Below are 26226 nucleotides of genomic sequence, written 5' to 3'. Positions count from 1 at the left end.
CTTTTTTCTGTTCGCAGAAATCCGAAGATTACTTGATCTTCGTTTCCTTGAATTCAACGTGCTTCTTGACGACCGGGTCGTACTTGCGGAACGAGAGCTTGTCCGTCTTGGTGCGGCTGTTCTTGCTGGTCACATAGAAGAAGCCGGTGTCGGCGGTCGAAAGAAGCTTGATCTTGATGTTCGCGGCTTTTGCCATGTTGCTCGTCCGTTTATGTTCCTGGGGTTAAGCCGCAACAATACGGGGCGGCGCCCGGAAGCGGAAACTTGGCGCGACACATACCGGATGTGCCCGGAATGTCAAGTCTCTGCTCGTTTTTCGATTATGCAGCCGTCAGCTAGCCCGCAACGATCAGCTCGCATGCGCCACGACGTCTCCAATCGTTTCGGGGAAGAAGTCCGGCGCCGCGCGGTGCTTTCCGAACATCATGTCATACTGGAGGTAGCGGAAATCGCGGATCGAGGGATCGATCTGCTTCTGCCTCGCCCAGTCGGGCGTCGGCTCTCCATCTGCACTGAGCAGCAGCGAGCGCTCCACCACGCTGTAGCGCTGATGCAGATCGCCCAGAAAGCCCGTGTAGTAAGGATGGCTTATCCCCGCAGTCCTGAAGACGTGCAGGGGCAGAAAAGCGGGGCTGACGCCACCGACATCTTCAACGCTGCCGTTGCGATTCGACCAGATGACCAGAGGAGTCGAGCGGTGGAGGCGCATGTTCTCGGGCGTGTCCCGGCGCGGAGCTACATTGGCCTTCAGGAAGCCGGTTTCCACGTAAACGGGGCCGAGGGGCGGCAGATGGTCGCCGAAGAAGGCGATCACCGTCGGACGGTCGCGCTTGCGGGCCCAGTCGATCAGGCGCTGTAACTCGCGGTCGGAATCGGCTGCGCCTTCCGCAAAGCTCGCCAGTGACGCGCGCGCCCAGTCGCTTGTTTCAGCCTGAACGCTATGCGTGGCGTTGCCGTAGCGATTCGGCTCGTAGGGGCCGTGATTCTGGAGACTCACGGAAAACAGGAAGAGAGGCCTTTCGGCTGCATCTGCCGCGGCGATGATCTCGTCCGTCATCGATTCGTCGGAAACAAGCGGGCCACGCTTCGCTATGGTCGCCATCGTTTTTTCGGAGCGAAATTCGTCGAAGCCGAACGCCTTGTAGACATTGGAGCGGTTCCAGAACCAGTCCGTGCCGGGATGGATGGCCAGTGTCTGATAGCCTTCCGAGCGCAGGAAGGTTGCCATGGAAGGCAGCGGCTTTCGCACATATTGCTGGTAGGGAATGCTGCCTGCCGGCAGGAAGGCGTTGGAAAATCCTGTCAGCGCCTCGAATTCCACATTGGCGGTCATGCCGCCGAATTCCGGCGAAAACATTTCGCCCGATTGCAGCGCGCGGGTGGAAGCAATCGGATCTGGCGTGATGGTGACGCCGGGCAATTTGCCGGCATCCCAGAACGATTCGCTCATCACCATGATGATGTCTGGCTGTTCCACCGGCAGTGCGGTGTCGACCGCAGGCTTTGGCAGCGAATCGATCGCCTTGTCGGAGAAGCCGGCCGGGGCCGAGACATGGGCCATCGGCACATTGAGCGCGAAGGCGAGGGTAAAGCCGTTGTTGGCGTAGTTTTCCTTCTGGTCCCACATCATCGGGATGATCCTGAGACGGTCGCGGGTCCAGGAGAATGTCGCATAGTCCATCAGCGAGACGAAGAAGGCGAGGGCCGGCAGAGCCAGCAAAAGGCGCGCGGCGCGGCCCCTGTAGCTCATGCGCGGTATGCGACGCTGCACATAACGCCACGTATAGAGCAGGGCGGTGATCGTCAGAACAAGCCCCAGAACCAGCGCCACGCCGGTCCATGGCCGTTCACCGACCAGAAGCGGCAGCAGCTCGAAGATCTGGCGGGCAAAGAGAATATCCGTCGGAAACAGCGGATCGCCAAGATAGAGCGACTTCTGGTAGCCGATGAAGGCAAGGGTGAGCGTTACCGGCGCGACGGTCAGCAATCCGAGCCAGGCACGGCCAAGAATGGCGTCCAGTCCGAGCAGAAGGAGCGCAAACACCAGAACCGTGGTCCAGCCGGGCTTGTACGGTTGCGTAAAGAAGGCGACCGCGCCTGCGAAATCGCCGCGGAAAATCCATTCGATGGCAAAAACAAGCAGGGCTGAAGCAAGGACCATCAGCACCGCATGACGGGCACTCGCGTTCAGCGCCGAACGGTTGCTGCCGGACGCCATGGCATCCATGCGTGCTGCCTGTTCAGAAAATTCTGGTTTGCGTTTCACCAACTCACAACTTTCCCATTGAATGCCAGCGTCATAGAACTGTCATGCATATGTCACGAAAAGCTATTGCGTGTGGCAAAAATGGGAATAGCCGACGAAAGAATCGTGTTCGTTTTTAACGATATGTGATCCTTTTCCCGCTCCGTCGGATGAAGAGCCATTCCTGCTTCAAAAATCCGGTAAAAAGGGTGCGGGCTTGACTTGCCTTGCTTCAATGCGTCACACGCGGGATTAAGAGCACAAACCGAGGCTGATCATGGCAATAGCATTCACGTTCCCGGGGCAGGGCAGTCAGGCCGTGGGCATGGGCAAGGAACTTGCCGACGCCTACCCCGAAGCGCGCAGGGTGTTCGAGGAAGTGGACGAGGCGCTGGGCGAGAAGCTTTCGGCGCTGATCTTCGAGGGACCCGAAGAAACGCTGACCCTGACAGCCAATGCCCAGCCGGCGCTGATGGCCGTGTCGCTTGCGGCCATGCGGGCGCTGGAATCAAAAGGCTTTTCGCTGAAGGAAAAGGTCGCCTATGTGGCCGGCCATTCGCTTGGCGAGTATTCGGCGCTTGCCGCCGCCGGCTTCGTTTCCATCGCCGATGCGGCGCGCCTGCTGCGCATTCGCGGCAATGCCATGCAGGCAGCCGTGCCGGCGGGCGAAGGCGCCATGGCTGCCATTATCGGACTGGAGCAGGCGGATGTGGAAGCAGCCTGCACGGAAGCCGCGCAAGATGAGGTCTGCCAGATCGCCAATGACAATGGCGGTGGCCAGCTCGTTATTTCGGGCAGCAAGGCGGCCGTGGAGCGCGGAGCGGCGCTGTGCACGGCCAAGGGCGCGAAGCGCGCGCTGATGCTGCAGGTTTCCGCGCCGTTCCACAGCGCATTGATGGGCCCGGCTGCGGATGCGATGCGCGAAGCGCTGGCGGCTGTGGCACGACATGGCCCGGTGGTTCCGGTGGTGTCGAACGTCTCCGTGGAGCCCACCACCGACGCTGATCTCATCACTGCGCGCCTCGTCGAGCAGGTGACGGGCAGGGTGCGCTGGCGCGAAACAGTAGAGTGGTTTGGCGCCGATGGCGTCACCACGCTCTATGAAATTGGCGCTGGAAAGGTGCTTTCCGGGCTTGCGCGCCGTATAAATCGCGATATCGCTGTCAGTTCCGTCGGGACGCCGGCCGATATCGAGGCGGCGCTTGCCGCCCTCGGCTGATCGCGGACTGATCGCTGCTGGCGACGTTTATGGAGGCAGGAATGTTTGATCTGACAGGCCGCAAGGCGCTGGTAACGGGTGCGACAGGCGGAATCGGCGAAGCGATCGCGCGCGTGCTTCACGCGCAGGGCGCCGTTGTCGGCCTGCATGGCACGCGCGTCGAAAAACTTGAAACGCTGGCCAGTGAGCTTGGCGAGCGCGTAAAGCTCTTTCCGGCCAACCTGTCCGATGCCAGCGAGGTCAAGGAACTCGGCCAGAAAGCTGAAGCAGAACTTGAAGGCGTGGATATCCTCGTCAACAATGCCGGCATCACCCGCGATGGCCTGTTCGTGCGCATGAGCGATGCAGACTGGGACGACGTCATCAACGTCAATCTGTCGGCCGTGTTCCGCCTCACCCGAGAGCTGACCCATCCGATGATGCGCCGCCGCCATGGCCGCATCATCAACATCAGCTCCGTTGTCGGCGTTACGGGAAATCCGGGCCAGGCCAACTATTGCGCCTCGAAGGCGGGCATCATCGGCTTCTCCAAGTCGCTGGCGCAGGAGATCGCAACCCGCAACATCACGGTCAACTGCGTTGCGCCGGGCTTCATCGAATCGGCGATGACCGACAAGCTCAACGACAAGCAGAAAGAGACCATCATGTCGGCCATCCCGGCCCGGCGTATGGGAACGGGCGACGAAGTCGCCTCCGCAGTTGCTTATCTCGCCTCGAATGAGGCCGCCTACGTCACCGGCCAGACGATTCATGTGAATGGCGGCATGGCGATGATCTAGGGACAGCTGGCTTTTCGCCTTGGATATGCGGGGAATTTCGTGTAATGCGGCCCGCAATTCCAAGGCTCTTGCCGGAATTGGCCTGCTTCATTGTGTTTCTTGCAGGACCATCTTTCAACTTGATTAGCGTCATGACGACCGCTAACGAAGACAGACCAACCTGAAGACGAGGATGCCCAAATGAGTGACACCGCAGAGCGCGTCAAGAAGATCGTTATCGAGCATCTCGGCGTTGACGCCGACAAGGTGACGGAGCAGGCCAGCTTCATCGACGATCTGGGCGCAGACAGCCTCGACACGGTCGAGCTCGTCATGGCATTCGAGGAAGAGTTCGGGGTCGAAATCCCGGATGACGCCGCCGAGACGATCCTGACCGTCGGCGATGCCGTCAAGTTCATCGACAAGGCCTCTGCCTGATCCTTTCAGGCAGATATTGATTTCAGACATGCGGCGCGTTGTCGTTACGGGTCTTGGCCTGCTTTCGCCTTTCGGAATGGGTTACGAGCACGGATGGAAGGAACTTCTGTCCGCCCGCAGTGCGGCCCGCCGTGTGACCGAATTTGAAGTGGACGATCTTGCCTGCAAGATCGCCCACATCATTCCCCGTGGTGACGGGACGAACGGTACCTTCAATCCGGAATCCGTTCTCGAAGCCAAGGAACTGCGCAAGATCGGTGAGTTCATCCTCTACGGGATCGCGGCTGCCGACGAAGCGCTGAAGGATTCCGGCTGGGAGCCGAAGACCGAGGAGGAGCGTTGCGCCTCAGGCGTCATGATCGGCTCCGGCATCGGCGGCATCGAAGGCATTGCCGAGAATTCCATCATATTGAAGGAGCGCGGTCCGCGCCGTATCAGCCCCTTCTTCATTCCCGGACAGATTATCAATCTGGTGTCCGGGCAGGTTTCCATCCGGCACGGCTTCAAGGGCCCCAACCACGCAGTGGTGACGGCATGCTCGACCGGCGCGCACGCCATTGGCGACGCCGCACGGCTGATCATGTTCGGCGATGCGGATGTGATGCTGGCCGGTGGCGCCGAAGCGCCGGTTAACCGCCTTTCTCTGGCGGGTTTCGCGGCTTGCCGTGCCCTTTCCACCGAACGCAATGACACGCCTGAACAGGCGTCCCGCCCCTACGATCGCGACCGTGACGGTTTCGTCATGGGCGAGGGCGCCGGCGTCGTGGTTCTGGAAGAACTGGAGCATGCCAGGGCGCGCGGTGCGCGGATCTACGCCGAAGTGGTCGGCTACGGTCTCACCGGCGATGCCTATCACATTACGGCTCCCGCCGAAGATGGCGACGGCGCGTTCCGCTGCATGACGGCCGCACTGAAGCGTGCGAACCTCAGGCCTTCCGACATCGATTACATCAACGCCCATGGCACATCGACCATGGCGGATACGATCGAGCTTGGCGCCGTCGAGCGGCTGGTCGGCGATGCTGCCTCGAAGATTTCCATGTCCTCGACGAAATCGTCGATTGGTCACCTCCTCGGTGCAGCGGGTGCAGCCGAGGCGATCTTCTCGATTCTGGCAATTCGCGACAATATCGCCCCGGCGACCATCAATCTGGACAACCCGGAACGCGAGACGGCGATCGATCTTGTGCCGAACAAGCCGCGTCAGCAGCAGATCGACGTTGCGCTGTCCAACTCCTTCGGGTTCGGCGGCACCAATGCTTCGCTGGTCTTCCAGCGCTATAATGGCTGAACAGCCCGCGTAAACGGCATCCGACAGGGTCGGATGCCGTGAATTTTGCCATATTCGCTCCTATTTTTCAGGAGGGGTATCGATTCCACAAAAGACCGGGGTGCCATGAACACCAATTCTGGAGGCAATGAATTCGGGCAGAGCCCGACGCCGCAGAACTCAGCGCCTGCCGGCGCGCCGATCGTGCCGAAAACGGCGAATGAAGCTCTGCGGCCGGAAAAGGGAACTCCTCCGCCGGCGAAGCGCTCGCGCCGCTCCCGCAGCCAGATCGTGGTTTTCCTCAACTTCGTGCTTTCCCTGATCCTTCTGGTGATGGTGGGTGGTGGCCTTGCCGTCTATTTCGGCAAGAAGGCTTTCATCGAGCCGGGGCCTTCCGCCATCGGCGACACCTTGCTGGTCAAGCCGAATACGGGTGTCTCGCAGATTGCAGAGCAGCTGGAGCGTCGCGGACTTATCAGCGATGCCCGCGTTTTCCGCGTTGGTGTGCGCGTCCATAACAATGATCAGGCGCTGAAGGCGGGCGAATACGAGATCAAGCCGCATGCGTCTATGCGCGAGATCATGGAGCTTCTGAAGAGCGGCAAGTCGGTCACCTACGCGCTGACCATTCCGGAAGGTCTGACGGTTCATCAGGCGTTCGAGCGCATCGCGGCCCATGAGGCTCTTACCGGCGATATGCCGTCGCAGCTTCCTCCTGAAGGCAGCATCGCCACCGATACGTTGCGGTTCACGCGTGGCGCGACGCGCCAGCAGATGATCGACAAGCTTCTTTCCGATCAGAAGGCTTTGGTTTCCTCCATTTGGGCGAGGCGTGATTCCGACCTGCCGCTCGCCGACGAGAACGAATTTTTGACGCTGGCGTCGATCGTCGAAAAGGAAACCTCGCGTGGCGATGAGCGCTCGCGCATTGCCGGGGTGTTCCTCAACCGCCTGCGCAAGGGCATGCGGCTGCAGTCGGATCCGACGATCATCTATGGTCTGTTCGGAGGTCAGGGCAAGCCGGCAGACCGTCCGATCTATCGATCGGATATCGACAAGCCGACACCATACAATACCTACACGATCAACGGTTTGCCGCCGACACCGATCGCCAATCCGGGCAGGGCTTCGCTGGAAGCGGTGGCCAATCCGTCCAAGACGGAAGATCTGTATTTTGTCGCTGATGGCACTGGTGGCCATGTGTTCGCGCCGACGCTCAAGGAGCACAACGAGAATGTTGCGCGTTACCGCGCCTGGCAACGCAAGCAGGCCGCGGAGGCTGCCGGGAGCGGGCAGGCTGGCGAGAATGCCGACGACCCCGCAGGAAACAACCCCACCCAGTAGAGGCGGAAAGCCGATCCGGCATTCCGGTCAGACCATGGCTTTGCTGTTTGGGATTTCAATCAGCCGGCCGGAGAGGATCGCATGACCCTGCAGAGCATGACCGGTTTCGCCCGCGCAAACGCCGAGCATAATGGCATTGCCATCGCCTGGGAGGTGAAGTCCGTCAATGGCAAGAGCGCCGAGGTGCGGATGCGTTTGCCTCCCGGCTTCGACCGGCTGGAACTGGCGGCTCGTCAGGCGATCCAGAAACGATTTGCACGCGGGAACTTTCAGGCCAACCTGACCATAACGCGGCCCGTGGGGGCTGGCGTACAGCCTTCGATCAATGAAGCTTTTCTCCGCGATCTTGCTGTCCTCGCCAAGCGGATGCAGGACGATTTCGGAGCGGCGCCGCCGAGTGTTGACGGCCTTCTCGCCCTGCGGGGCGTTCTGGAGCTTCCGGAAACGGTGGAAACGCCCGAGGCGCGCGCCGCTCTGGATGCGACCATTCAGCAGACGCTTGAAGCAGCGCTTTCGCAGCTTCAGCAGGCCCGATGCGAAGAAGGCGAGGCATTGCGCAAGGTTCTGGGCGGTCATCTTGACCGGATTGAGGAACTGACCCTGCAAGCCGAAGCAGACCCCTCAAGGGAGGTGGATGTCATCCGCGCGCGGCTCGCCGATCAGGTAAGCTTGCTGCTCAATTCTGCCGCAGGCTTCGATGAGGCTCGCCTTCATCAGGAAGCGGCCCTTCTTGCCACCAAAGCCGATATCCGCGAAGAGATCGACAGACTGAAGACGCATGTGGCCTCCGGGCGATCCCTTCTCGTCTCAGGCGGCGCCATTGGCCGGAAGCTCGATTTCCTGGCGCAGGAATTCAATCGCGAATCGAATACCTTGTGCTCTAAATCGAATGCAGCTTCGATCACCGCCATAGGGCTCGAACTCAAGGCAGTCATCGATCAGTTCCGCGAACAGGTTCAAAATCTGGAGTAACAGATGCCGTCAAATAATGTCGGATCCCTCATCCGTCGGCGGGGGCTGATGCTCGTGCTGTCTTCGCCTTCTGGTGCAGGCAAGTCGACCATTGCGCGGAACCTGCTGGAAAGCGACAATCAGTTCGAGCTTTCGGTCAGCGTCACCACGCGTCCGCGGCGCGGCAGCGAGATCGACGGCCGCCACTATCATTTCCGCAGCCGGCGGGAATTCGAGATCCTGCGCGACAATGACGAATTGCTGGAATGGGCCGAAGTACACGGCAATTTCTACGCGACGCCAAGAGGCCCGGCCGAAAAGGCGATGGCGGAGGGGCGCGACATGCTGTTCGACATCGACTGGCAGGGCGCCCAGCAGTTGCGGGAGAAGATGCGGGGCGACATCGTTTCCATCTTCATTCTGCCGCCGTCGATGCGCGAACTGAAGGACCGCCTGAAGCGGCGTGCCGAGGATCAGGAAGCGGTGATCGAGACGCGTCTCAAAAACGCGCGTGACGAGATCGAACACTGGACCGAGTATGATTTCGTCGTCGTCAACGACGATCTCGACCGGGCTTTCACGGAAGTCGTGTCCATCGTCACCGCCGAGCGGTTGCGCCGCGACCGCCGGCCTGGACTGTTCGATTTCGTTTCCGGGCTGATGGACGAGGATCTGGGCTGAGAAAGCCGAATTGCAGGGTGGGCGATATGATCCCGCCCATCCTTCTTTCAAACCGTTCCGGGCTTATAGGGGCTGCCACAATCTTTATAAGAATCCTCCAGCGGCCTTCCCGCTGAAGGCTGCTTGCTGCCGTGCGTTCAGACGGCGTTGGCGAGGCGCACGAACTCTTCCACGCTTAGCGTCTCTGCCCGGCGCGTGGGATCGATGCCCACGCTCTCCAGCAGGATCTCGCCGCCCAGTGATTTGAGGCTCTGACGCAGCATCTTGCGACGCTGACCGAAGGCAGCTTCGGTGAGGCGGCCAAGCGTGCGGACGTCTGCTGGAAGCGGTTCTGCCCGAGGCTCCAGATGGACGACCGATGAGGTTACCTTCGGTGGTGGCGTAAAAGCCTGCGGCGGCAGATCGAAGGCGATGCGCGCCCGGGTGCGCCATCCGGCCAGAACGCCCAGCCGGCCGTAAGCCTCGCTGCCCGGTTCCGCCACGATGCGCATGGCCACCTCGCGCTGGAACATCAGCGTCATTGACTGATAAAAAGGCGGCCATTGCGGCACTGTCAGCCAGCGAACCAGCAACTCGGTGCCGACATTGTAGGGCAGGTTGGCCACGATCCTGACAGGGGAGCCGGGTTCGGCAAGCGTAGCGAAATCCGTCTTCAGGGCATCGCCCGGAACCACATGCAGGCGGCCCGGATAATGCTTCGAGATTTCGTCCAGCGCAGCGAGGCAGCGCTCGTCCTTTTCGATGGCGACGACGCGCCTCGCGCCGTGAGCGAGGAGCGCACGGGTCAGCCCGCCCGGCCCGGGACCGACCTCGATGACGGTCACATCACTCAGATCACCGGCGACGCGCGCAATCTTGCCGGTAATATTCAGGTCGAGAAGAAAATTCTGCCCAAGCGCTTTCTTCGCCCGCAACTCGTAGCGGTCGATCACTTCTCGCAAGGGTGGGAGGCCATCGAAGCTCAAGCGGATTCCGCCATCTTTCCGCTGCCTGCCATCTGGCCGGCCAGCCTGAGTGCCGCAATGAAACTGTCGGGCCGGGCCACGCCTTTTCCGGCGATGCCGAACGCGGTGCCATGATCCGGCGAGGTGCGGATGAAGGGCAGCCCAAGCGTGACGTTCACGGCCTCATCGAAGGCAAGGGCCTTGGCGGGTATCAGGGCCTGGTCGTGATACATGCAGATCGCCACATCATAGCCTGCGCGGGCGCTGGCGTGAAACATGGTGTCGGCAGGCAGGGGGCCGAAAGCATTTATGCCCTTAGCCTTCAAGGCTGCTATGGCGGGCGCTACGATGTCGCGATCTTCCGTTCCCATCGCGCCATCCTCGCCGGCATGCGGGTTGAGACCTGAAATCGCAAGGCGCGGGTTGCTCAGCCCAAAGCGGCTCTGCAGATCCCGGGCGGTGATGACCGCCGTTTCCACGATGAGTTCCGTAGTCAGCGCTTTGGGCACATCCGACAGCGCGATGTGGATGGTAACCGGCACCGTTCGCAGTTCCGGCCCCGCCAGCATCATCACCGGCGTGACGGGCGTTCCGGTCCGCTGGGAAGCCAGATACGCCAGATACTCGGTGTGGCCGGGGAAGGCAAAGCCGGCGTCATAGAGCGGCTTCTTGGCTATCGGGCAGGTTACGACAGCGGCCGCCTTGCCTGAGAAGCAATCTTCAACCGCACGGTCTATCGCCTCGATGATGCCGGATGCATTGGCGGCATCCGGTTGTCCCGGGCGGTCGGCCAATCGATTCTCAAGCGCAACAATGGGCAGGCCGTGCGCGAAAGCTTCTGTCGATTGTTCGGGGGAGGTTTCGGCGAACTGAACATCGCTGCCAATCCGCTTGCTGCGCGCGGCAACCAGAGCCGGGTCGGCCAGCAGATAGAAAGCAGGAAGGCGAAGTTCGTTGCGCTGTTGCCATGCCTGAATGGCGATCTCCGGACCTATGCCGGAGGGATCACCAATGCTGACGGCAAGGGGAAGAGGCAGGCGCTGCACGATCAGCGCCGGACGATCTTGGCCGTCTTCTTCAGCTCTTCCATATATTTCTGGCCGAGCTTATCTGCGTCGGCATCGGAATTCTCATTCTGAAGCACCAGTTCGGCAACCCGGTCGTCAGAAACCTCGCGCGCGCTGCAAACGCCGATGAACTCAACCCCGCGTTCCGTTTCGCGAACGCCGGTGGCGCCGCCAGCCTTGGTCTTCTTGATCTGATCGGACCATTCCGGCGGCAATTGCGGAGCAAGAACGCGACCGAGATCGCGCACCGTCACATCGATAAGCCCCTTGGCGAACTGCTGCGTGTTGGCGCAGCCATTGAAGCGCGCCCGCAGCGCTTCCGCTTCGCGCTTGCGCTTGCCCATCGTCGACTTGCGCTCCGCCGGCGGGATGACGAAAATCACCTGCTGCAGCATGTATTCAGTCGCCGAGGGCTTGTTTCCGCCCTTTTTCAGCATGTTGCGCACGGCTTCCTGCTGGCTGGTCAGCCCGCTTCCCGATTGCTCGGCCCGGTAGCGCGCGCCGATTGCCTGGTTCCAGGCCATCTGGGAGCGGATGAAATCCTTGAAATGCTGCTTGGTGACGCCCGATTGCGCCATGACCGAATCGAGCTGTGCCAGCGGCATGTTATTGCTTGAAGCAAAGCGGGCGTAAGCGTCGTTGACCTGCTTGTCACTGATGCGGATGCCGATGCGCTGCGCTTCGGCGAGGCGCAGGGTCTGCTCGATCATCTCATTCGCCGCATCGCCCTTACGCCTTTGCAGACGGAAAAAGGCGTTACGGTGCTGAATATCGGTGGTCGTGATCGGCATATTGTTGACGATATACTTGATCTCGCTTGCCACCGCCGGCGTGGTTACGCCAGTCGCCGCAACAGCCGTCACACCGACGAAAAGGGCAAGGCTTGCAGAGAGAAGATATTTCCGCATTCCGGCATCCAGCTTTCAGTTCACGTCAAAGCACAAATTGAATCGGGCTTCTGCCCGCTTTATACGGCAAAACCGTGTCAGCCACCATTTACTGAACGAAGTTGCTGGTGGCCGAACCGAAATCACCCAGCGTACGGAAGGTGATGTTGAAGCCGATGCTTTGCGAAACTTCCTTGTTGATACGGTCACGCGTCTGAGAATAGGTCATCAGATAGGTGAAGCACTCATCGGCATAGCCAAAGCCTATACCGTTTTTCACCATCACGTTCTCCTCAAGATCGTAGGTGCCGGAGCCGAACACGCGCCAGTTCTCGGCGAACTGAGCGGAGCCTCCGAATGCCACCTCGTGGCGATCTTCAGTGAAACCGTAGTCAGGCTGAGCCTGAATGAAGGCATAACGTGCCGAGAGCGCCAGAGGGCCGCCATTGTATCCAAGCTTTACTTCGGACCGACGGACTTCCCACGTCTGTTCATCAAAACGTCCGCTCAGAGAGGCGGAAATGCCGCTCGGGCCGCTCACGCCGACAAGACCGACATAGTCTGAGCGATCGCTTTCGAGGCCTGAATTGGCGCCGACATTGACCAGATCAGGCGCCGCGAACGAGTTCTCCCCATTCAGGTGGTAAGACTGGCCGAACATGGCATTGGTGGTCCAGCCGCTGTCGAAGGTTCCGACGTAACGGAAGCCAAGATTGGCGCGCGTACCGCCTTCAATGCGATCGTAGCCGGAGAACTTGTCCCGCTCAAACAGCGTGGAGGCATCGAAAACGAAGCTCTGCGCGTCTTCATTGGGCACGGAAAGACCGCCGACATAGTCTTCGTTGGGTCGAACGAAGAGCTGCGCCGTCGGCTCAAGCACATGCGAGGAAGCGGTTGCCGAAAACAGGATCGGCCAGCGCCATTCGAGGCCAAGCGTCGCCATCGAACGGAAGAAGGACGAGCGCATGTCAGCGGTGGTGCCGTTTGTGCTCGCAACACTGTTTATAGCCGCCAGTGATGCTGACGAAGCATTCAGATAGTTTCCATCAGCCTGAAATGCGAGCAGAGGCGTGAACACCATGCCGCCATCAGTGATGAATGATCGCTTCCATTCTGCCTCGGCAGTCAACCGTCCGCTGCTGCCTTCGATTCCGCGAACACGCTGAGTGCTTACATCCAGCTTACTGCGATCAAGGGCACGTGCGTTCACGTTGAAGGACAATTGTCCGCCGGCAAATGAGGCATCGGGGATATAAGCATAGTCAAACGATGGCAGGACCCAGGCCTGCTTGTCGTTACGCGAGCTTGAATTGCTGTCCAGAATATCTTCCTGAATCTGGAACTTCATGCCACGCAGGTCGAAGTAGTTCCGGTCGTTGAGACCAGTCAGATAAACCTCGGAGCGATGAGCATATTGCTCATAATTGTCGATTCCATAGGTTCTGGAGAAATTCTTGTCTGTCTGGAGCAGGACGTTCCAGCCGAAATCCCAGCGCGAATTGATGGCGAACTGGCCTTGCGTGCCCATCATTGCGCGGGTTCGGTTGAGATCACCGGCCGCACCTCTGTTTTCAGTACCTGTCTTAAAAGCCTCCGGATCCTGCTGGCGGATGCCGGCAATCTTCACGCTGTACTGGCCATTGTTGAAGCGCTGGCGCCACTCGGCTTCGCCAAGGAAGCCCTGTTTGGAGTAGTAATTGCCTTTGACCGTCAGATCGTAGGTGGGCGACAGGGCAAAATAATAGGGGATACCGGCTCCGACACCGAGTTCGGACTTGTAGGAAATCGACGGGAAAAGGAAGCCGCTCTTGCGCTTCACCGTCGGGTCGGCAATCTCGAAAACCGGCAGATATGCGATCGGCATTCCGAAGAACTCAAAATTGGAGTTCTGGAATCGGATCGTCTTTTTCTGGCTGTTCCAGATGATCTTCTGCGATTTCACGCGCCAGATGGCGGGCTTGTCGGGCTTATCTTCGCAAGGCTCGCAGGCTGTGTAGACACCGTTGTGGAAGGTGGTCAGCACGCCACCCATGCGCTCGGCGCTTTCTGCAGCGAAATAGGTCTTGTCAACGGTCTCGACCCTCAGCGCGTTGGTAAAACCGTCCGCGAAGTCGTCGGTGATGTCGATATGTTCGGAATGAACCTTGGTGCCGTCGCTGTGAACGATTTCGACGCTGCCGCTGGCGATCAGCCGCTGGGTCTTGCGATCATATTCGACGCGCTGGGCGACGAGGCGATTGCCGGCATAGTCGATTTGCACACCGCCAACCGCGGTCACTGTCTGCGAATCATTATCGTAGACGAGCGTATCGGACTCCAGCAGCATCTGGGCATCCGAAGGGATATTGGAGGTCAGGGAGTCTGGCACCTGCGCAGCGGCAGGAGTCGGCGCAAAGCCGTACGCCATAAGGCAGGCAAGGCCACTGACTCCACACAGGAGCGACAATCGGCTGAACCGACCGTTTTTCACAACCGCCCCCCTCACTAGCCATCTTCCTTGTACAAAAGGAATGTTACCCCGAAAAACATAGCCACGACAACCGGGAACCACGCGGCCACAACAGTGGGCACGAACCCGGCCACGCCGAAAGCCTTGACCAGAACCGAGACGACATAAAGCAGAAAGCCGGCGACAATGCCACCCAGAATCATCGTCACCGATTGCCCCATCCGGGCAAATCTCATCGACACGGTTGCCGCGATCAGGGTCATCGCCACCAGAAGGAAGGGAAGGGCGATCAGAGAGTCGAACTGCATGGCGAAAGCGTTGGCCCCGAGACCGAAGGATCGCGCAACTTCGATCTTCTGCGGCAGCTCAAAAAACGGAATGGTTTCCGGCTGAGCCAGTCTCTCCTGCACGAATTCCGGCTTCAGATCGGTTGGTACGCGATCAACGTCCTTCTTCTCGCCCGGACCGTCGGATGGCCGTACCACGACATTGTGCAATTCCCAGAAACCGTCGCGCAGGTACACTCTGCGCGCGTCGCGGCGTTCGAAGATATTGCCGTCGCGATCGAGCATGAAGAAGGTTGCATCAGCCATCTCCAGCCCTTGGGAAAGGACGGCGCGCGCGCCGATTATGGTATCCCCGGAAGATGTCTTCTGGCGCAGCCACGGCACCGTGTTGCTGTCGACCGTATTTGAGTTGCCCGAGCGCAACAGGCTTTCGACCTGTTGCGAGCGCACCAGCCCATGGGCAGCAAGAGGGTTGAGAACCGTGACCGCCAGGACGCCGAACAGAAAAGCGCCAAGGCATACCGGCAGCAGGAACTGCCATGCTGAGATGCCGGCCGCGCGGGCAACGACCAGCTCATATTTGCGGTTCAGCGATACCAGCGTCGCCATTGCTGCGAACAGGCCGACGAACGGCACTGTCTGAAGCACGAGCATGGGCACACGCAGCCCTGAGATGGCTGCGCCGGTCCAGTAGGTAAAGCCTGCTATGCGGCTGGTACGGCTCGTCAGCTCGGTAAAGTCGATCAGGAAAACGAGAGCGAAGATGCCAAGGAAAAACCAGATGGCGATCACTGTGTAGCGCAGGAAAAAATAGCGCCCGAGGGTCCAGCCCATCACGCAGATCCCTTATGTGCACCGGCTCCGGTGAGCTTCATTCTCAAAGCCAATGCTTTATCGGATATGCGCTTATAGATGCTGTTCAGGGCATCTATCCAGCCGATCGGCAACTCCATGGTTCTCTGCGTGGCGATGCACCACACTGAAATCGCCGAAAATGCGACAGGCACGGCATACAGCGCGTAGTTGAACAGGGGCTGGGTCTTGGTCTGGCCCTCTGCAAAATAGCCCATCCAGCGCACGAACAGCGCAATACAGATGGTGGTCACCAGCGGGTGTATCCGCGCCTCGCGGTGGGACTTGGCATCTCCGGCAACCGCGAGCGCGATAAGCGCGAAGGTGATGGGGAACAGCCACTCGGAAAACCGCTTGTGCAGTTCGTTGCGATAGAGCTGCGGCGTCTTCTTATAGACGTCATCATTGCGGTTCGGATTCAGAAGATAGGCTGTCGTCTGGTCCTTCGGCATCCGGGTGCCGGTTCCGGTGTCGGAATCAAAAGCGGAAAGATCGAATGCATAGGACGTAAAGTGCACGAGCGAGATGTCGCCGCCGACCGCCTTGCGGTGAATGACGCCGTCGTTCATGAGCAGGGCCTTGGTGTCGTCATGATCGATCACCGCACCGGTCTTGGCATAGTAAACCAGATCGACACCCTCTTCGCGGCTGTCGGCGACGAAAATACCGGCCAGCCGGTTGCCCGGAAGGCGCTCGCCTATCTGCACGAACAGGCCATCCTCGATCTTGCGGAATGTGCCTTCCTGAATGACGAGCGAGAGAAAGTCGGCCCTCGCGCCGGCTACGAGGTCGCGATTGCGCTGGCGGGCATAGGGTTCCACGAAATTCTGGATGAGCAAACAGAACACGCTGGCTGCAATTGCCAGAATCAGCACCGGCCGCGCGACGGTCATTCGGGATGCGCCGGCAGCGTTCACGACCACCAGCTCCGAGTCGGCGTTCATGGCCGAAAGGGTCTGCGCTACCGCGCCAGCCAGAGCGAACGGCACGACAATAGGAATGACAGTCGGAATAATAAGAGCGGCCACTTCGAAGAAGGTGAGGGCGGACTGGCCGCCATCGGTCACCAGATCGATGCGCGCCAGAACCTGCGTGGTCCAAACGATAGCCAGCGTCCATGCCAGCGCTCCAAGAAAGAGCAGCAGCATGCGGCGCATTATGTAGCGTTCGATGACCTTCATGCGTACGGTTTCTCTGCCGGTTCAGGCCGTATCAGGGCCTTGCAAAGCGTGTTTGTCCCGGTGCCGCCCGCACAACAGGTGTTCTCCGGAGCCGATATCCGGATCTCATTTTCCATCGATGCAATCTGTGTCCGAATGGATAAAAAAGCGCGAAAAAGCATGGTTAACAACCGGTTCCGGACGGAGAGTGCTTAAATTTCTGACTGAAGCAGGCTGGCGAATCGAACAATCTGCTATTCCCTGTGGCACCATAGCTTGCCAAGACACGTAAAACGACCAACTCTCGACACCTTCCGCGGAACCGAAAGTACAGGCTGATGACATCGACACCTTCTGTGAGCTTTGCCAAATTTTCCGTACCGGCAAAGGGCAGCGTTTGCCTGCTCTACGCCGAAAAGGCCGGCTTTGGCGAAACCGCTGCCAGCATTGATCCGGCCGGTGTTCTCGCGCGAGCCGTGAAAATCTCCGGATTTTCAGGCAAATTCGGGGCGAAGATCGATCTCATCGCGCCTGAAGGTACGCAACTGGACAAGATCGTGGTTCTGGGTGCCGGCGAGGTGGCCAGTCTCAAGGAGCATGCGTGGCTTCGGCTCGGCGGCTCCATCCTTGCCGCGGCGGGAAAAGAGAAGGAGCTGACCATTCTTCTCGATCTGCCCGGTGATGTTGAGGCCGGTGCGGATGAGGCCGCAAGTGTGGCGGCGGGATTGCTGCTTCGCGCCTACGCTTTTGATAAATACAAGACGCGCAGAAACGAAAGCGAAGATGACAAGGCGGGGCGAGCGAAGCCGCCCAGGATCACGATCATGTGCGCGGACCCTGCGGGTGCGCGCAAGGCTTTCACCGGGCTGAATGCCGTTGTCGATGGCGTGAATCTTGCCCGCGATCTGGTCAATGAACCGGCCAATGTCCTTGGGCCTGTCGAATTCGCTGCCCGAGCCAAAGAGCTCGAGGGACTTGGCGTTCAGGTTGAAATTCTCACTGAGAAAGAAATGAAGAAGGCCGGCATGGGCGCTCTGCTTGGAGTGGCGCAGGGCTCGCCGCGCGGGGCGCGACTGGCAGTGATGCGCTGGGAAGGCGGGCGCAAGGGCCGGAAGCCGCTTGCCGTCGTCGGAAAGGGCGTGACCTTCGATACCGGCGGTAACTCGATGAAGTCGCCCGCGGGCATGGAAGACATGAAGGGTGATATGGGCGGGGCCGCTGCCGTCACCGGTCTCATGCATGCGCTTGCCGCCCGCAAGGCGAAAGCCAATGTTGTCGGCATTATCGGTCTGGTCGAGAATTCGGTCGATGGCTATGCGCAGCGCCCCGGCGACATCGTGACCTCCATGTCCGGGCAGACGATCGAGGTGCTCAATACTGATGCGGAAGGGCGTCTCGTTCTGGCGGACGCACTTTGGTATTGCTGCGAGCGGTTCCAGCCTGAGGCCGTCATCGACCTTGCGACGCTGACCGGCGCGATCATGGTGGCGCTTGGCCTCCATCATGCGGGACTGTTCTCCAATGATGATGAACTGGCGGGGCGGCTGACGCAGGCCGGGCTTTCCACGCAGGAATTGCTGTGGCGCATGCCGCTCGGACCCGAATACGACAAGCTCATCGATTCGAAGAACGCCGACATGAAGAACACCGGCGGACGTTATGGCGGTTCGATTGCCGCTGCCCAATTCCTGCAGCGTTTCATCAAGGACGATACGCCATGGGCGCACCTCGATATTGCCGGAACGGCGATGGGGGCGCCTTCAAACGAGGTGAACCAGTCGTGGGGATCGGGTTTCGGCGTGAGACTGCTCGACCGTCTGGTCCGGGATCATTATGAGAAGTAACGGAAGCTCGCGGTTCGCGCGGCCGGAAACTTCAGGGTCATGACCGAAATACTGTTCTACCATCTGACCGAATCGACGCTGGAGGACGCTCTGCCGGGCTTGCTGGAGCGCAGCCTTCAGCGTGGCTGGCGGGTAGTTGTGCAGACCGGCTCCGAAGACAGGCGCGACGCTCTCGACCAGCATCTGTGGATTTTTCGCGACGATTCGTTTCTCGCGCACGGAACCGACCGCGAGGCCTTTCCGGCCGAGCAGCCGGTTCTGCTGACGACGGGAACGGACAATGCGAACGGTGCCCGGATCAGGTTTCTCGTCGATGGCGCCGAACCGCCGGATCTGGCCGTCTACGAGCGGGCGGTGTTTCTGTTCGACGGGCACGATGCCGCGCAGCTTGAGGCCGCACGCCGTCACTGGAAGGTGATGAAGGCGCAGGGGCACGAGGTCACGTACTGGCAGCAGACGTCCGACCGGCGCTGGGAGCGCAAGGCATGATCCGCCACGCCAGCCGTGCAGCCACCGGACAGGATTGAAAATGCGGGTTCTGTTTCTGCTCGTTCTTCTTGCGGGCGCTGCGCTGGGGCTCTGGCCATGGGCCGTGCAGAATTTTTCCGGCTCCGAGATCGGAACGTGGAGCGTCTACAGGGACGGGCGCTTTCTTGCCGCAGAGGTTGGCTTGTCGGCATCCGACGCGCCCGTTCGCGTGCTGGTGGACCTTACCATGTGGAGACCGCACGCCACCCAGAGTGGCATGGCGCTGCTCGCGATAACCGGCACATACAATGATCGCGTGATTCTGGATGAAGGCCTGACCTTCCGTGCGAATCCGACACCCCGGCAGAAAAGCCCGCAGATCACCGAACGGATTTTCCGCGACGATGCGGGTCTCATCGATCCTGTCCAGCCCGGAAATTACCGGTTCGTTCTGCGGCTAGGCGACAAGGTGGACGCGGACATCAAGGCGGTCGATCTGGTTTTGCGGCGCGAGAGCGGCAGTGCGGATCCGCGTATGCTGCAGGCGGGGCTTTCTCTGATGGGGATTGGCTTCATCGGACTGATAGTCGCCTTCCGGCGCTCCGGAAAACGCGATGAGAAAAAGAACTCCGCTCCGCCGCCGCGCTGGGGCAGGGATGGGGGATCATGAATTACCGGCACGCCTATCATGCGGGCAATTTTGCGGATGTGGTCAAGCATGCGGTGCTGGCGCGCATCGTGGAGTATCTGAAGCGCAAGGAAAAGCCGTTTCGGGTGATCGATACCCATGCAGGCATCGGTCTGTACGATCTGGCTTCCGATGAGGCGAGCAAGACCGGGGAGTGGCTGGGCGGTATCGGCCGTATCATGCAGGCGAAGATGAGCGCCGAAGCCGAAGCGCTTCTCGCGCCCTATCTCGATGCGGTCCGCGCCGTGAACGAAGGGCAGGAGCTCGCGCATTATCCGGGCTCGCCGAAAATCGTGCGCCACCTGCTGCGCCGGCAAGACAGGCTGACGGCGATCGAACTGCATCCGCAGGATGCGGCGCAGCTTAAGGCACGGTTCGAGGGCGATATACAGACGCGCGTGATCGAACTGGACGGCTGGCTGGCGCTTGGAGCGCATCTGCCTCCGAAGGAAAAGCGCGGTCTGGTTCTGGTCGATCCTCCTTTCGAGGAAGGAGGCGAGTTCGCCCGCCTTGTGGACGGCCTTGCGAAAGCCCACCGCCGCTGGCCGGGTGGTATCTATGCGCTGTGGTATCCGATCAAGGATCGCGGGGCGGTGGCGACATTCCACGACCAGCTGGCGCAGGCCGGAATTCCCCGCGTGCTCGATATCGGTTTCGACATCAGGCCTTCCGGCAAGGTGCCCCGGCTGGACGGCAGCGGAATGGTGGTGGTCAATCCTCCATTCATGCTCGAAGCCGAACTGAAAGTGATGCTGCCGGAGCTGCACCGGCTGCTTTCGCTGGAACCCGGTGCAAAATGGTCCGTCAACTGGCTGGCCGGGGAGCAGGCAGGTGCTTGACCGCGTGCCGGGAAATCCTCAAAGTGCCGCCAAATCACCTTATGAGGCTGAAATGATCCGCGCCGCCAAGTCCGCTCTTCTCGCTTTTGCAGGCATCTGCGCTTCGGTGCTGATGCAACCTGCCGCCCATGCTGCCGATCTGTCTTCCTATGTGGAGGAGAGCGCGGCGAGCGTTTGCAATGTTCCTTCGGTGCTCAATCGCATCAGCAGCAAATTCGCCCATCAGGTGCGGAACGTTCCCAACCTGCCGCAGGTGGCGATTTCCGATTTCCACCGTATCCATCTGCGCCGCAGCGAGCCGGCAAGCGAAAGATGGCCGATCGCCCGCCATTATTGCGGAGCGAAGGTGACGCTGTCCGACGGTCTTGACCGCGACATCTGGTATCTGATCGAGGAAGGTCAGGGGTACGCGTCGGTCGGCGACAATGTCGAGTTCTGCGTCTCAGGCTTCGACCGCTGGCTCGTCTACAACGCGCAGTGCCGCGTGCTGCAGTAACATTTTGAGGCTTTACCGACCCTCTGCCGAAAAACGCAGGGGCGGAAGCCGTTTGCCTGAAAACATGAAGGAATTCGACATTGCCCAAGCTGCTCTACGCACCAGCGTCACCCTACAGCGCCAAGGTGCGTATGTCGGCTGCATATGCGGGCATCGATCTGGAGGCAGTCGTTACCAATACGGGGCAGCAGCCTGAGGAACTGGTTTCGGCAAATCCGCTTGGCAAGATACCGACTCTGGTTCTCGATGACGGCCGTGTCGTTTTCGACAGCCGGGCCATTACCCAGTATCTGAACCGTGAATCGAAGAATGCGTTGTTTCCACGCAATGCGGACAAGCGCACGGAAGCGGAAGTGCTGGAGGCGCTGGCGGATGGAATATGCGATTGCGCGCTTGCGATCGTGTATGAGCGCCGCATGCGCCCCGAAGAGAAGGTGCATCAGGATTGGATCGACGGGCAGTGGCGCAAGATTGCCCGCGCGCTCGACCATCTCAACGCCAATCCGCCGAAGCTGCCGAAGAAGATCACCACAGGCCACATCGCCGTGCGCGCCATGCTCGGTTATCTGTCCCTGCGCTTCGCCGGCGAATGGGAGCGCGGTCGCAGCCGCCTCACGCGCTGGGCAACGCGCTTCGACGAAAAATTCCCGGAACTGAAGGCCAACATTCCTTCCTGATCCATTGGGTCGAAGCGATTTCAGGCCTTTCAAATAAAAAAAGCCGGAGCATTGCTCCGGCTTTTTTTGCCCAATCCGGTTTCGGATCAGAACTTCATACCAACACCGAAGTTGACGCGATGGTCACGCGAGTCGATGCTGTGCGTGCCATTGTTCAGGTTGAAGTTCTCCTTGCCGTAATCGGTGTAGCGGTATTCGACGCGACCGAACACGGAATCGGTGAACTTGATGTCGGTACCGGCACCGGCGGTCCAGCCGAGCATGGTGTTGCGATCACTGCCGCCGGCGATGTTATCCGTAACCTTCAGGCTCTGTGCGGCGCCACCAGCCGTACCATAAAGCAGGATGTCGGGGCTGATCGCGTAGCCGAGGCGGGCGCGGATCGAGCCTTCAACGCCGGACTTGGCTTCGTAGCCCGAGTTGGAGCCCTTCACGCCGCTGTAGCCGATGTCGCCTTCAGCGCCGATCACGAAGTCGTCGATCTGATGGTTGAAGCCGACGAAGGCGCCGCCGAGGAAGCCGTCGGTGCTGATCGAGTTGTCGATGCTCTTGTCCTTGGCGCGGCCGCTGAAGCCGTAGCCGAGGGTCACACCGGCATAAGGACCAGCCCACGAAGCCACAGGAAGCTCTGCAATCGGAGCCGGTGCAGGGGGCTCTTCCATCACCACGTCTGCGGCGAATGCCGGAGCAGAGACGGCGAAGGCGATAAGGGCTGCCGCTGCCGGCGTTGCGAATTTGAGTTTGGTCGTCATGGTCATTACTCCTTCAGCCACACACACTGGCTTTCCTGACGTGAGGGCGTGGTCTGTCTTGGGAGGAAATGATCCCGCCGCTCATCGGTTCCGAAATTTCCTTCCCAAATGCGGCGGAAGAGAACCTGAAATTAGGTGATTCCCCGGCGCAAATGAGGCCGAAAGGGGGCGTTGCAATCGTGCAACAGAATTTGTCAGGAGAAGGGTGCTTATCCGGTGAAACGCACTTGGTTCAAGGCGTTGGCGGACCTATATTGGGCTGCGGAAAGGTTTGCCGGCCCGCAATTCGACAGCACTGCGAGCGTTTCTGCCACAATCCCGCCCAAGGCGCAAACAGAGTCTGAACGCCGACCGGAGATTACGGTGGGCGGCTGACGGTGGCGACCGCACTGAAAAGAACGGGAATCGATATACATGGCCAAGCCAGCCATAACAGCTCTGGTAACGGGCGGCGCAAAACGGATCGGCCGGGCTATCGTGGAAGACCTGGCCGCTCACGGCTTTGCTGTTGCCATCCATGGCCACAGTTCTTCCGGCGAAGCCAGCGAACTGGCTGCCCAGATCAGCGAGCGCGGTGGCAAGGCTGCCGTTTTCGATACGGATCTCACGAATCCTGTGCAGGCGGGCGAATTGTTCGACAAAGTTCAGCAGGCGCTCGGTCCGGTGCAGCTTCTCGTCAACAATGCCTCGCTGTTCGAAAATGATTCCGTTCTCGATTTTGACTGGCAGCTCTGGGACGACCATTTTTCAATTCACCTCAAGACCCCCGTTCTGCTGTCGCGGAAGATGGCCGAAAGCCTCCCGGAAAACGAGGATGGGCTGGTGGTGAACATCATCGATCAGCGGGTCTGGCGTCTGTCGCCGCGCTATTTCTCCTACACGCTTTCCAAGTCGGCCCTGTGGACCGCGACCCGCACCATGGCGCAGGCGCTTGCGCCGCGTGTTCGCGTCAATGCAATCGGCCCCGGCCCGACGCTGCGCAATGCCCGGCAGGAGGAAGCCGATTTTCGCCAGCAGGTCGATGCCCTTCTTCTGGGGCGGGGACCGGAGCTTGCCGAGTTTGGCGCAACGATCCGCTATCTGTGGGAGGCCCGTTCGGTGACCGGCCAGATGATCGCGCTTGATGGCGGCCAGCATCTGGCCTGGCAGACGCCGGATATCGCGGACGTCGTGGAATGAGTGCAGCGCGCAAGGGTGGCGCGGCGCTGGACATGCCTGACGCCGAACCGGATGACGACATCGTCGAGCAGCCGGCGGGGGCCGTTCCGGACGTTTCGTTCACCGGGATCGATCTCGAAAAAGACCACAACGAGGGCAGGACCGGCGCCGAAGTCATCCAGGAACTGGTCAAGCGTCTGCCCAACGCGCCCGGCGTCTATCGCATGATGAATGCGGCAGGCGACGTGCTTTATGTTGGCAAGGCCCGCAGCCTGAAGAAGCGCGTGACGCAATATGCGCAAGGCCGCTTCCACACCAACCGCATCGGCCGGATGGTGCGCGAAACGGCCCGCATGGAATTCGTCGTCACCCGCACGGAGACAGAAGCTCTTCTTCTTGAAGCCAATCTTATCAAGAGGTTGCGGCCAAGATTTAACGTCCTGATGCGGGACGACAAATCTTTTCCGTACATTCTGCTGACGTCCGATCATCCGTCTCCGGGAATTTACAAGCACCGTGGCGCGCGCTCCCGTAAGGGCGATTACTACGGCCCCTTCGCATCGGCGCAGGCCGTGGGCCGCACAATCAATTCGCTGCAGCGCGCCTTTCTGCTCAGGAGTTGTACCGATTCTTTCTACGAGAACCGCACCCGCCCATGTCTGCTGTTCCAGATCAAGCGGTGCGCTGCGCCCTGCACCGGCGAGATTTCGGCGGAAGATTATGCGGCGCTGGTATCGGAAACTCAAAATTTCCTTTCCGGCCGCAGCCAGAAGGTGAAAGCCGAGATTGCGGAGGCCATGCAGCGCGCCTCGGACAATCTCGATTTCGAGCATGCCGCCATCTACCGGGACCGCCTCGCGGCATTGTCGCATGTCCAGAGCCATCAGGGCATCAATCCGCAATCGGTGGAGGAGGCGGACGTCTTCGCCATCCATCAGGAGGGCGGGCAGAACTGCATACAGGTGTTTTTCTTCCGCACCGGCCAGAACTGGGGCAACCGCGCCTATTTCCCCAAGGCGGACCCCGCGCTTGAGGCGGGAGAGGTGCTTGGCTCGTTCCTCGCGCAGTTCTACGACGACAAGCCGACGCCCCGCGCCATTCTTCTCTCGCACGCGATCGAGGAAGCGGAGCTTCTGGCTGAAGCGCTTACCGCCCGGGCAGGGCGGAAGGTTTCGGTTTCCGTGCCGGTGCGTGGCGAGAAGAAGGACCTGACCGATCATGCTTTGCAGAATGCGCGCGAGGCTCTGGGGCGGCGTCTGGCCGAGACCTCCACGCAGGCGCGCCTGCTGGAGGGATTCGCGGCGACCTTCGGTCTGGAGAAAGCTCCGACTCGCATCGAGGTCTATGACAACTCGCACATCATGGGCACAAATGCGGTTGGCGCGATGATCGTTGCCGGTCCGGAAGGTTTCGTGAAGAACCAGTACCGCAAGTTCAACATCCGCTCGACGACCATCACGCCCGGCGACGATTTCGGCATGATGCGCGAGGTGATGGAGCGGCGCTTTTCGAGGCTGATCAGGGATCATTCCGACGAGGATTCGGACGCCGTCGAGGATGCGCAAGGGTTCCCGGCGTGGCCGGACGTCATCCTGATCGATGGCGGGCAGGGGCAGATGACGGCGGTGCGCCAGATTCTGGCCGATCTCGGCGTCGAGGACCGCGTCGTCGCCATTGGTGTTGCCAAGGGGCAGGACCGTGAGGCAGGCCGCGAACGCTTTTTCGCTCTGGGCAAAGCGCCGTTCACGTTGCCGGTGCGTGATCCGGTTCTTTATTTCGTGCAGCGGCTGCGCGACGAAGCGCACCGCTTCGCCATCGGCTCGCACCGCGCACGCCGCAAGAAGGAAATGGTGGCGAGCCCGCTAGATGAGATCGCGGGAATCGGACCGACCCGCAAACGCGCGCTGCTGCATCACTTCGGCACCGCGAAAGCGGTCGGCCGCGCGGCGATGGAAGACCTCATGGAGGTGGAGGGAATTTCGGAGCGTGTCGCGCAACTAGTCTATGACCACTTCCATGACAATGGCTAGGCCAGATCAGGGAAAGGTCATGGTTTTGCCGTGCTGAGGGCTTTCGATGGTTGCCCATATGACTGCGTTCTGATTTGACTATGCGTCAATCCATCCGATTTGCTTGTGACGAGTGCGCTTAACATGGCCAGCCCAGCCTTCAATCTGCCGAATATGCTGACCTACGCCCGCATCCTGGCGGTGCCGCTGATCGCATTGTGTTTTTATCTGGAGGGGCATCTCAAATCGAGTGACTTTGCCCGATGGTCGGCTCTGGCGATTTTCGTGGCGGCCAGCATAACGGATTATTTCGACGGCTATTTCGCCCGCGCATGGAAGCAGACCTCCAATATCGGCCGTATGCTTGATCCGATCGCCGACAAGCTGCTGGTGGCCACCTGCCTGCTGCTTCTGGCAGCGGACACCGATCATCGCGGCGGCATTGCAGGCTGGTCTCTGTGGGCCGCGATCATCATCCTGTGCCGCGAAATCCTCGTTTCCGGCCTCAGGGAATATCTCGCGGCGCTCAAGGTCAGCGTGCCGGTGACGCAGCTGGCGAAATGGAAGACCACAATCCAGATGGTGTCGATCGCGTTCCTTCTGGCCGGTCCGGCCGGAGACAAGATCTTCCCCTACACGACGCAAACGGGTCTGGCGCTGCTGTGGATCGCGGCCATCGTCACCCTTTACACCGGCTATGACTATTTCAGGGCTGGCCTGAAGCACATCGTGGACGAATAGGC

The 26226-nt window shown here is 60.2% G+C and carries 25 protein-coding genes; 16 read left to right on the top strand and 9 right to left on the bottom strand.

All coding sequences use genetic code 11. From position 1 onward, the window contains the following. Window positions 1-28 precede the first annotated feature (28 nt). Together rpmG and HNR59_RS12205 are read right to left on the bottom strand one after the other, a co-directional pair. Window positions 29-196, bottom strand: coding sequence for a 50S ribosomal protein L33 (rpmG, locus tag HNR59_RS12210; protein ID WP_035033210.1), 168 nt, complete (start codon window positions 194-196; stop codon window positions 29-31). 153 nt (window positions 197-349) lie between these two features. Next, window positions 350-2218 (bottom strand): LTA synthase family protein, encoded by a 1869-nt coding sequence (locus HNR59_RS12205; protein WP_246374682.1) that lies wholly within the window; start codon window positions 2216-2218, stop codon window positions 350-352. A gap of 304 nt (window positions 2219-2522) precedes the next feature. Here HNR59_RS12205 and fabD point away from each other — a divergent pair, with 304 nt between their 5' ends. The 7 genes from fabD (at window position 2523) to gmk (ending at window position 8906) form a co-directional block, all read left to right on the top strand. After that, a complete protein-coding gene (fabD, locus tag HNR59_RS12200; protein WP_183830468.1) occupies window positions 2523-3464 on the top strand; it encodes an ACP S-malonyltransferase in 942 nt (313 codons plus the stop codon). A gap of 41 nt (window positions 3465-3505) precedes the next feature. Further along, entirely contained in the window at window positions 3506-4243 is a 738-nt protein-coding gene (fabG, locus tag HNR59_RS12195) for a 3-oxoacyl-[acyl-carrier-protein] reductase (RefSeq protein ID WP_183830466.1), read from the top strand. Between the two features lie 180 nt (window positions 4244-4423). After that, window positions 4424-4660: an acyl carrier protein gene (locus HNR59_RS12190; protein WP_035033204.1), complete on the top strand. Its 237-nt coding sequence runs from the start codon at window positions 4424-4426 to the stop codon at window positions 4658-4660. A 28-nt stretch (window positions 4661-4688) separates the two neighbouring features. Beyond that, window positions 4689-5951: a beta-ketoacyl-ACP synthase II gene (fabF, locus tag HNR59_RS12185; protein ID WP_183830464.1), complete on the top strand. Its 1263-nt coding sequence runs from the start codon at window positions 4689-4691 to the stop codon at window positions 5949-5951. A gap of 105 nt (window positions 5952-6056) precedes the next feature. After that, on the top strand, window positions 6057-7274 hold the full coding sequence (gene mltG, locus HNR59_RS12180; RefSeq protein ID WP_183830462.1) for an endolytic transglycosylase MltG: 1218 nt from the start codon (window positions 6057-6059) through the stop codon (window positions 7272-7274). Between the two features lie 81 nt (window positions 7275-7355). Then, on the top strand, window positions 7356-8246 hold the full coding sequence (locus HNR59_RS12175) for a YicC/YloC family endoribonuclease (RefSeq protein WP_183830459.1): 891 nt from the start codon (window positions 7356-7358) through the stop codon (window positions 8244-8246). Window positions 8247-8249: 3 nt separating this feature from the next. Continuing rightward, on the top strand, window positions 8250-8906 hold the full coding sequence (gmk, locus tag HNR59_RS12170; RefSeq protein ID WP_183830456.1) for a guanylate kinase: 657 nt from the start codon (window positions 8250-8252) through the stop codon (window positions 8904-8906). 137 nt (window positions 8907-9043) lie between these two features. On the opposite strand, the gene rsmA is transcribed toward gmk, so the two are convergent. The 6 genes from rsmA to lptF form a co-directional block, all read right to left on the bottom strand. Continuing rightward, the gene (rsmA, locus tag HNR59_RS12165; protein ID WP_183830453.1) at window positions 9044-9871 is read right to left on the bottom strand and encodes a 16S rRNA (adenine(1518)-N(6)/adenine(1519)-N(6))-dimethyltransferase RsmA; all 828 of its coding nucleotides are present in this window, start codon (window positions 9869-9871) and stop codon (window positions 9044-9046) included. Then, window positions 9868-10896 (bottom strand): 4-hydroxythreonine-4-phosphate dehydrogenase PdxA, encoded by a 1029-nt coding sequence (gene pdxA / locus HNR59_RS12160; RefSeq protein ID WP_183830450.1) that lies wholly within the window; start codon window positions 10894-10896, stop codon window positions 9868-9870. The genes rsmA and pdxA overlap by 4 nt, the downstream gene beginning before the upstream one ends. 2 nt (window positions 10897-10898) lie before the next feature. Continuing rightward, window positions 10899-11825, bottom strand: a complete 927-nt coding sequence (locus HNR59_RS12155) for a peptidylprolyl isomerase (protein ID WP_183830447.1) — start codon at window positions 11823-11825, stop codon at window positions 10899-10901. Between the two features lie 88 nt (window positions 11826-11913). After that, window positions 11914-14289 carry an LPS-assembly protein LptD gene (locus HNR59_RS12150; RefSeq protein ID WP_343060805.1) on the bottom strand — a complete coding sequence of 792 codons (2376 nt, stop codon included), beginning with the start codon at window positions 14287-14289 and terminating at the stop codon, window positions 11914-11916. Further along, the gene (gene lptG, locus HNR59_RS12145) at window positions 14289-15377 is read right to left on the bottom strand and encodes an LPS export ABC transporter permease LptG (protein WP_183830444.1); all 1089 of its coding nucleotides are present in this window, start codon (window positions 15375-15377) and stop codon (window positions 14289-14291) included. The genes HNR59_RS12150 and lptG overlap by 1 nt, the downstream gene beginning before the upstream one ends. Next, window positions 15374-16573, bottom strand: coding sequence for an LPS export ABC transporter permease LptF (gene lptF, locus HNR59_RS12140; RefSeq protein WP_183830441.1), 1200 nt, complete (start codon window positions 16571-16573; stop codon window positions 15374-15376). The genes lptG and lptF overlap by 4 nt, the downstream gene beginning before the upstream one ends. Window positions 16574-16890: 317 nt before the next feature. Here lptF and HNR59_RS12135 point away from each other — a divergent pair, with 317 nt between their 5' ends. From HNR59_RS12135 to HNR59_RS12110, 6 genes are all read left to right on the top strand, one after another. Next, on the top strand, window positions 16891-18396 hold the full coding sequence (locus tag HNR59_RS12135; protein WP_183830437.1) for a leucyl aminopeptidase: 1506 nt from the start codon (window positions 16891-16893) through the stop codon (window positions 18394-18396). Window positions 18397-18435: 39 nt separating this feature from the next. After that, window positions 18436-18885 (top strand): DNA polymerase III subunit chi, encoded by a 450-nt coding sequence (locus HNR59_RS12130; protein ID WP_183830434.1) that lies wholly within the window; start codon window positions 18436-18438, stop codon window positions 18883-18885. A gap of 40 nt (window positions 18886-18925) precedes the next feature. Continuing rightward, complete coding sequence (locus HNR59_RS12125; RefSeq protein WP_183830431.1) at window positions 18926-19534, top strand: hypothetical protein; 609 nt, start codon at window positions 18926-18928, stop codon at window positions 19532-19534. Then, window positions 19531-20391, top strand: a complete 861-nt coding sequence (locus HNR59_RS12120) for a 23S rRNA (adenine(2030)-N(6))-methyltransferase RlmJ (protein ID WP_183830428.1) — start codon at window positions 19531-19533, stop codon at window positions 20389-20391. The genes HNR59_RS12125 and HNR59_RS12120 overlap by 4 nt, the downstream gene beginning before the upstream one ends. Before the next feature lie 52 nt (window positions 20392-20443). Next, the gene (locus HNR59_RS12115; protein ID WP_183831560.1) at window positions 20444-20887 is read left to right on the top strand and encodes a hypothetical protein; all 444 of its coding nucleotides are present in this window, start codon (window positions 20444-20446) and stop codon (window positions 20885-20887) included. Window positions 20888-20967: 80 nt separating this feature from the next. Continuing rightward, on the top strand, window positions 20968-21564 hold the full coding sequence (locus tag HNR59_RS12110; RefSeq protein ID WP_183830425.1) for a glutathione S-transferase: 597 nt from the start codon (window positions 20968-20970) through the stop codon (window positions 21562-21564). 86 nt (window positions 21565-21650) lie between these two features. On the opposite strand, the gene HNR59_RS12105 is transcribed toward HNR59_RS12110, so the two are convergent. Then, the gene (locus HNR59_RS12105) at window positions 21651-22316 is read right to left on the bottom strand and encodes an outer membrane protein (RefSeq protein WP_183830422.1); all 666 of its coding nucleotides are present in this window, start codon (window positions 22314-22316) and stop codon (window positions 21651-21653) included. 414 nt (window positions 22317-22730) lie between these two features. On the opposite strand from HNR59_RS12105, the gene HNR59_RS12100 reads away from it, so the two are divergent. From HNR59_RS12100 to pgsA, 3 genes are all read left to right on the top strand, one after another. Further along, a complete protein-coding gene (locus HNR59_RS12100; RefSeq protein WP_183830419.1) occupies window positions 22731-23495 on the top strand; it encodes an SDR family oxidoreductase in 765 nt (254 codons plus the stop codon). Next, window positions 23492-25504, top strand: coding sequence for an excinuclease ABC subunit UvrC (gene uvrC, locus HNR59_RS12095; RefSeq protein WP_183830416.1), 2013 nt, complete (start codon window positions 23492-23494; stop codon window positions 25502-25504). Before HNR59_RS12100 ends, uvrC begins: the two co-directional genes overlap by 4 nt. Before the next feature lie 123 nt (window positions 25505-25627). After that, window positions 25628-26224, top strand: coding sequence for a CDP-diacylglycerol--glycerol-3-phosphate 3-phosphatidyltransferase (pgsA, locus tag HNR59_RS12090; RefSeq protein WP_183830413.1), 597 nt, complete (start codon window positions 25628-25630; stop codon window positions 26222-26224). Window positions 26225-26226 lie beyond the last annotated feature (2 nt).

This window comes from Aquamicrobium lusatiense (genome assembly GCF_014201615.1).
GTDB lineage: Bacteria > Pseudomonadota > Alphaproteobacteria > Rhizobiales > Rhizobiaceae > Mesorhizobium > Mesorhizobium lusatiense.
Note: the sequence above shows the minus strand (reverse complement) of the source record. Positions and strands in the feature narration are given on the sequence as shown.

What these genes read in the sequence shown, in the direction of transcription:
- rpmG (WP_035033210.1), bottom strand. Translation starts at nt 196, where the DNA reads ATGGCAAAAGCCGCGAACATCAAGATCAAGCTTCTTTCGACCGCCGAC.
- HNR59_RS12205 (WP_246374682.1), bottom strand. Translation starts at nt 2,218, where the DNA reads ATGGCGTCCGGCAGCAACCGTTCGGCGCTGAACGCGAGTGCCCGTCAT.
- fabD (WP_183830468.1), top strand. Translation starts at nt 2,523, where the DNA reads ATGGCAATAGCATTCACGTTCCCGGGGCAGGGCAGTCAGGCCGTGGGC.
- fabG (WP_183830466.1), top strand. Translation starts at nt 3,506, where the DNA reads ATGTTTGATCTGACAGGCCGCAAGGCGCTGGTAACGGGTGCGACAGGC.
- HNR59_RS12190 (WP_035033204.1), top strand. Translation starts at nt 4,424, where the DNA reads ATGAGTGACACCGCAGAGCGCGTCAAGAAGATCGTTATCGAGCATCTC.
- fabF (WP_183830464.1), top strand. Translation starts at nt 4,689, where the DNA reads ATGCGGCGCGTTGTCGTTACGGGTCTTGGCCTGCTTTCGCCTTTCGGA.
- mltG (WP_183830462.1), top strand. Translation starts at nt 6,057, where the DNA reads ATGAACACCAATTCTGGAGGCAATGAATTCGGGCAGAGCCCGACGCCG.
- HNR59_RS12175 (WP_183830459.1), top strand. Translation starts at nt 7,356, where the DNA reads ATGACCCTGCAGAGCATGACCGGTTTCGCCCGCGCAAACGCCGAGCAT.
- gmk (WP_183830456.1), top strand. Translation starts at nt 8,250, where the DNA reads ATGCCGTCAAATAATGTCGGATCCCTCATCCGTCGGCGGGGGCTGATG.
- HNR59_RS12155 (WP_183830447.1), bottom strand. Translation starts at nt 11,825, where the DNA reads ATGCGGAAATATCTTCTCTCTGCAAGCCTTGCCCTTTTCGTCGGTGTG.
- lptF (WP_183830441.1), bottom strand. Translation starts at nt 16,573, where the DNA reads ATGAAGGTCATCGAACGCTACATAATGCGCCGCATGCTGCTGCTCTTT.
- HNR59_RS12135 (WP_183830437.1), top strand. Translation starts at nt 16,891, where the DNA reads ATGACATCGACACCTTCTGTGAGCTTTGCCAAATTTTCCGTACCGGCA.
- HNR59_RS12130 (WP_183830434.1), top strand. Translation starts at nt 18,436, where the DNA reads ATGACCGAAATACTGTTCTACCATCTGACCGAATCGACGCTGGAGGAC.
- HNR59_RS12125 (WP_183830431.1), top strand. Translation starts at nt 18,926, where the DNA reads ATGCGGGTTCTGTTTCTGCTCGTTCTTCTTGCGGGCGCTGCGCTGGGG.
- HNR59_RS12120 (WP_183830428.1), top strand. Translation starts at nt 19,531, where the DNA reads ATGAATTACCGGCACGCCTATCATGCGGGCAATTTTGCGGATGTGGTC.
- HNR59_RS12115 (WP_183831560.1), top strand. Translation starts at nt 20,444, where the DNA reads ATGATCCGCGCCGCCAAGTCCGCTCTTCTCGCTTTTGCAGGCATCTGC.
- HNR59_RS12105 (WP_183830422.1), bottom strand. Translation starts at nt 22,316, where the DNA reads ATGACGACCAAACTCAAATTCGCAACGCCGGCAGCGGCAGCCCTTATC.
- HNR59_RS12100 (WP_183830419.1), top strand. Translation starts at nt 22,731, where the DNA reads ATGGCCAAGCCAGCCATAACAGCTCTGGTAACGGGCGGCGCAAAACGG.
- uvrC (WP_183830416.1), top strand. Translation starts at nt 23,492, where the DNA reads ATGAGTGCAGCGCGCAAGGGTGGCGCGGCGCTGGACATGCCTGACGCC.
- pgsA (WP_183830413.1), top strand. Translation starts at nt 25,628, where the DNA reads ATGGCCAGCCCAGCCTTCAATCTGCCGAATATGCTGACCTACGCCCGC.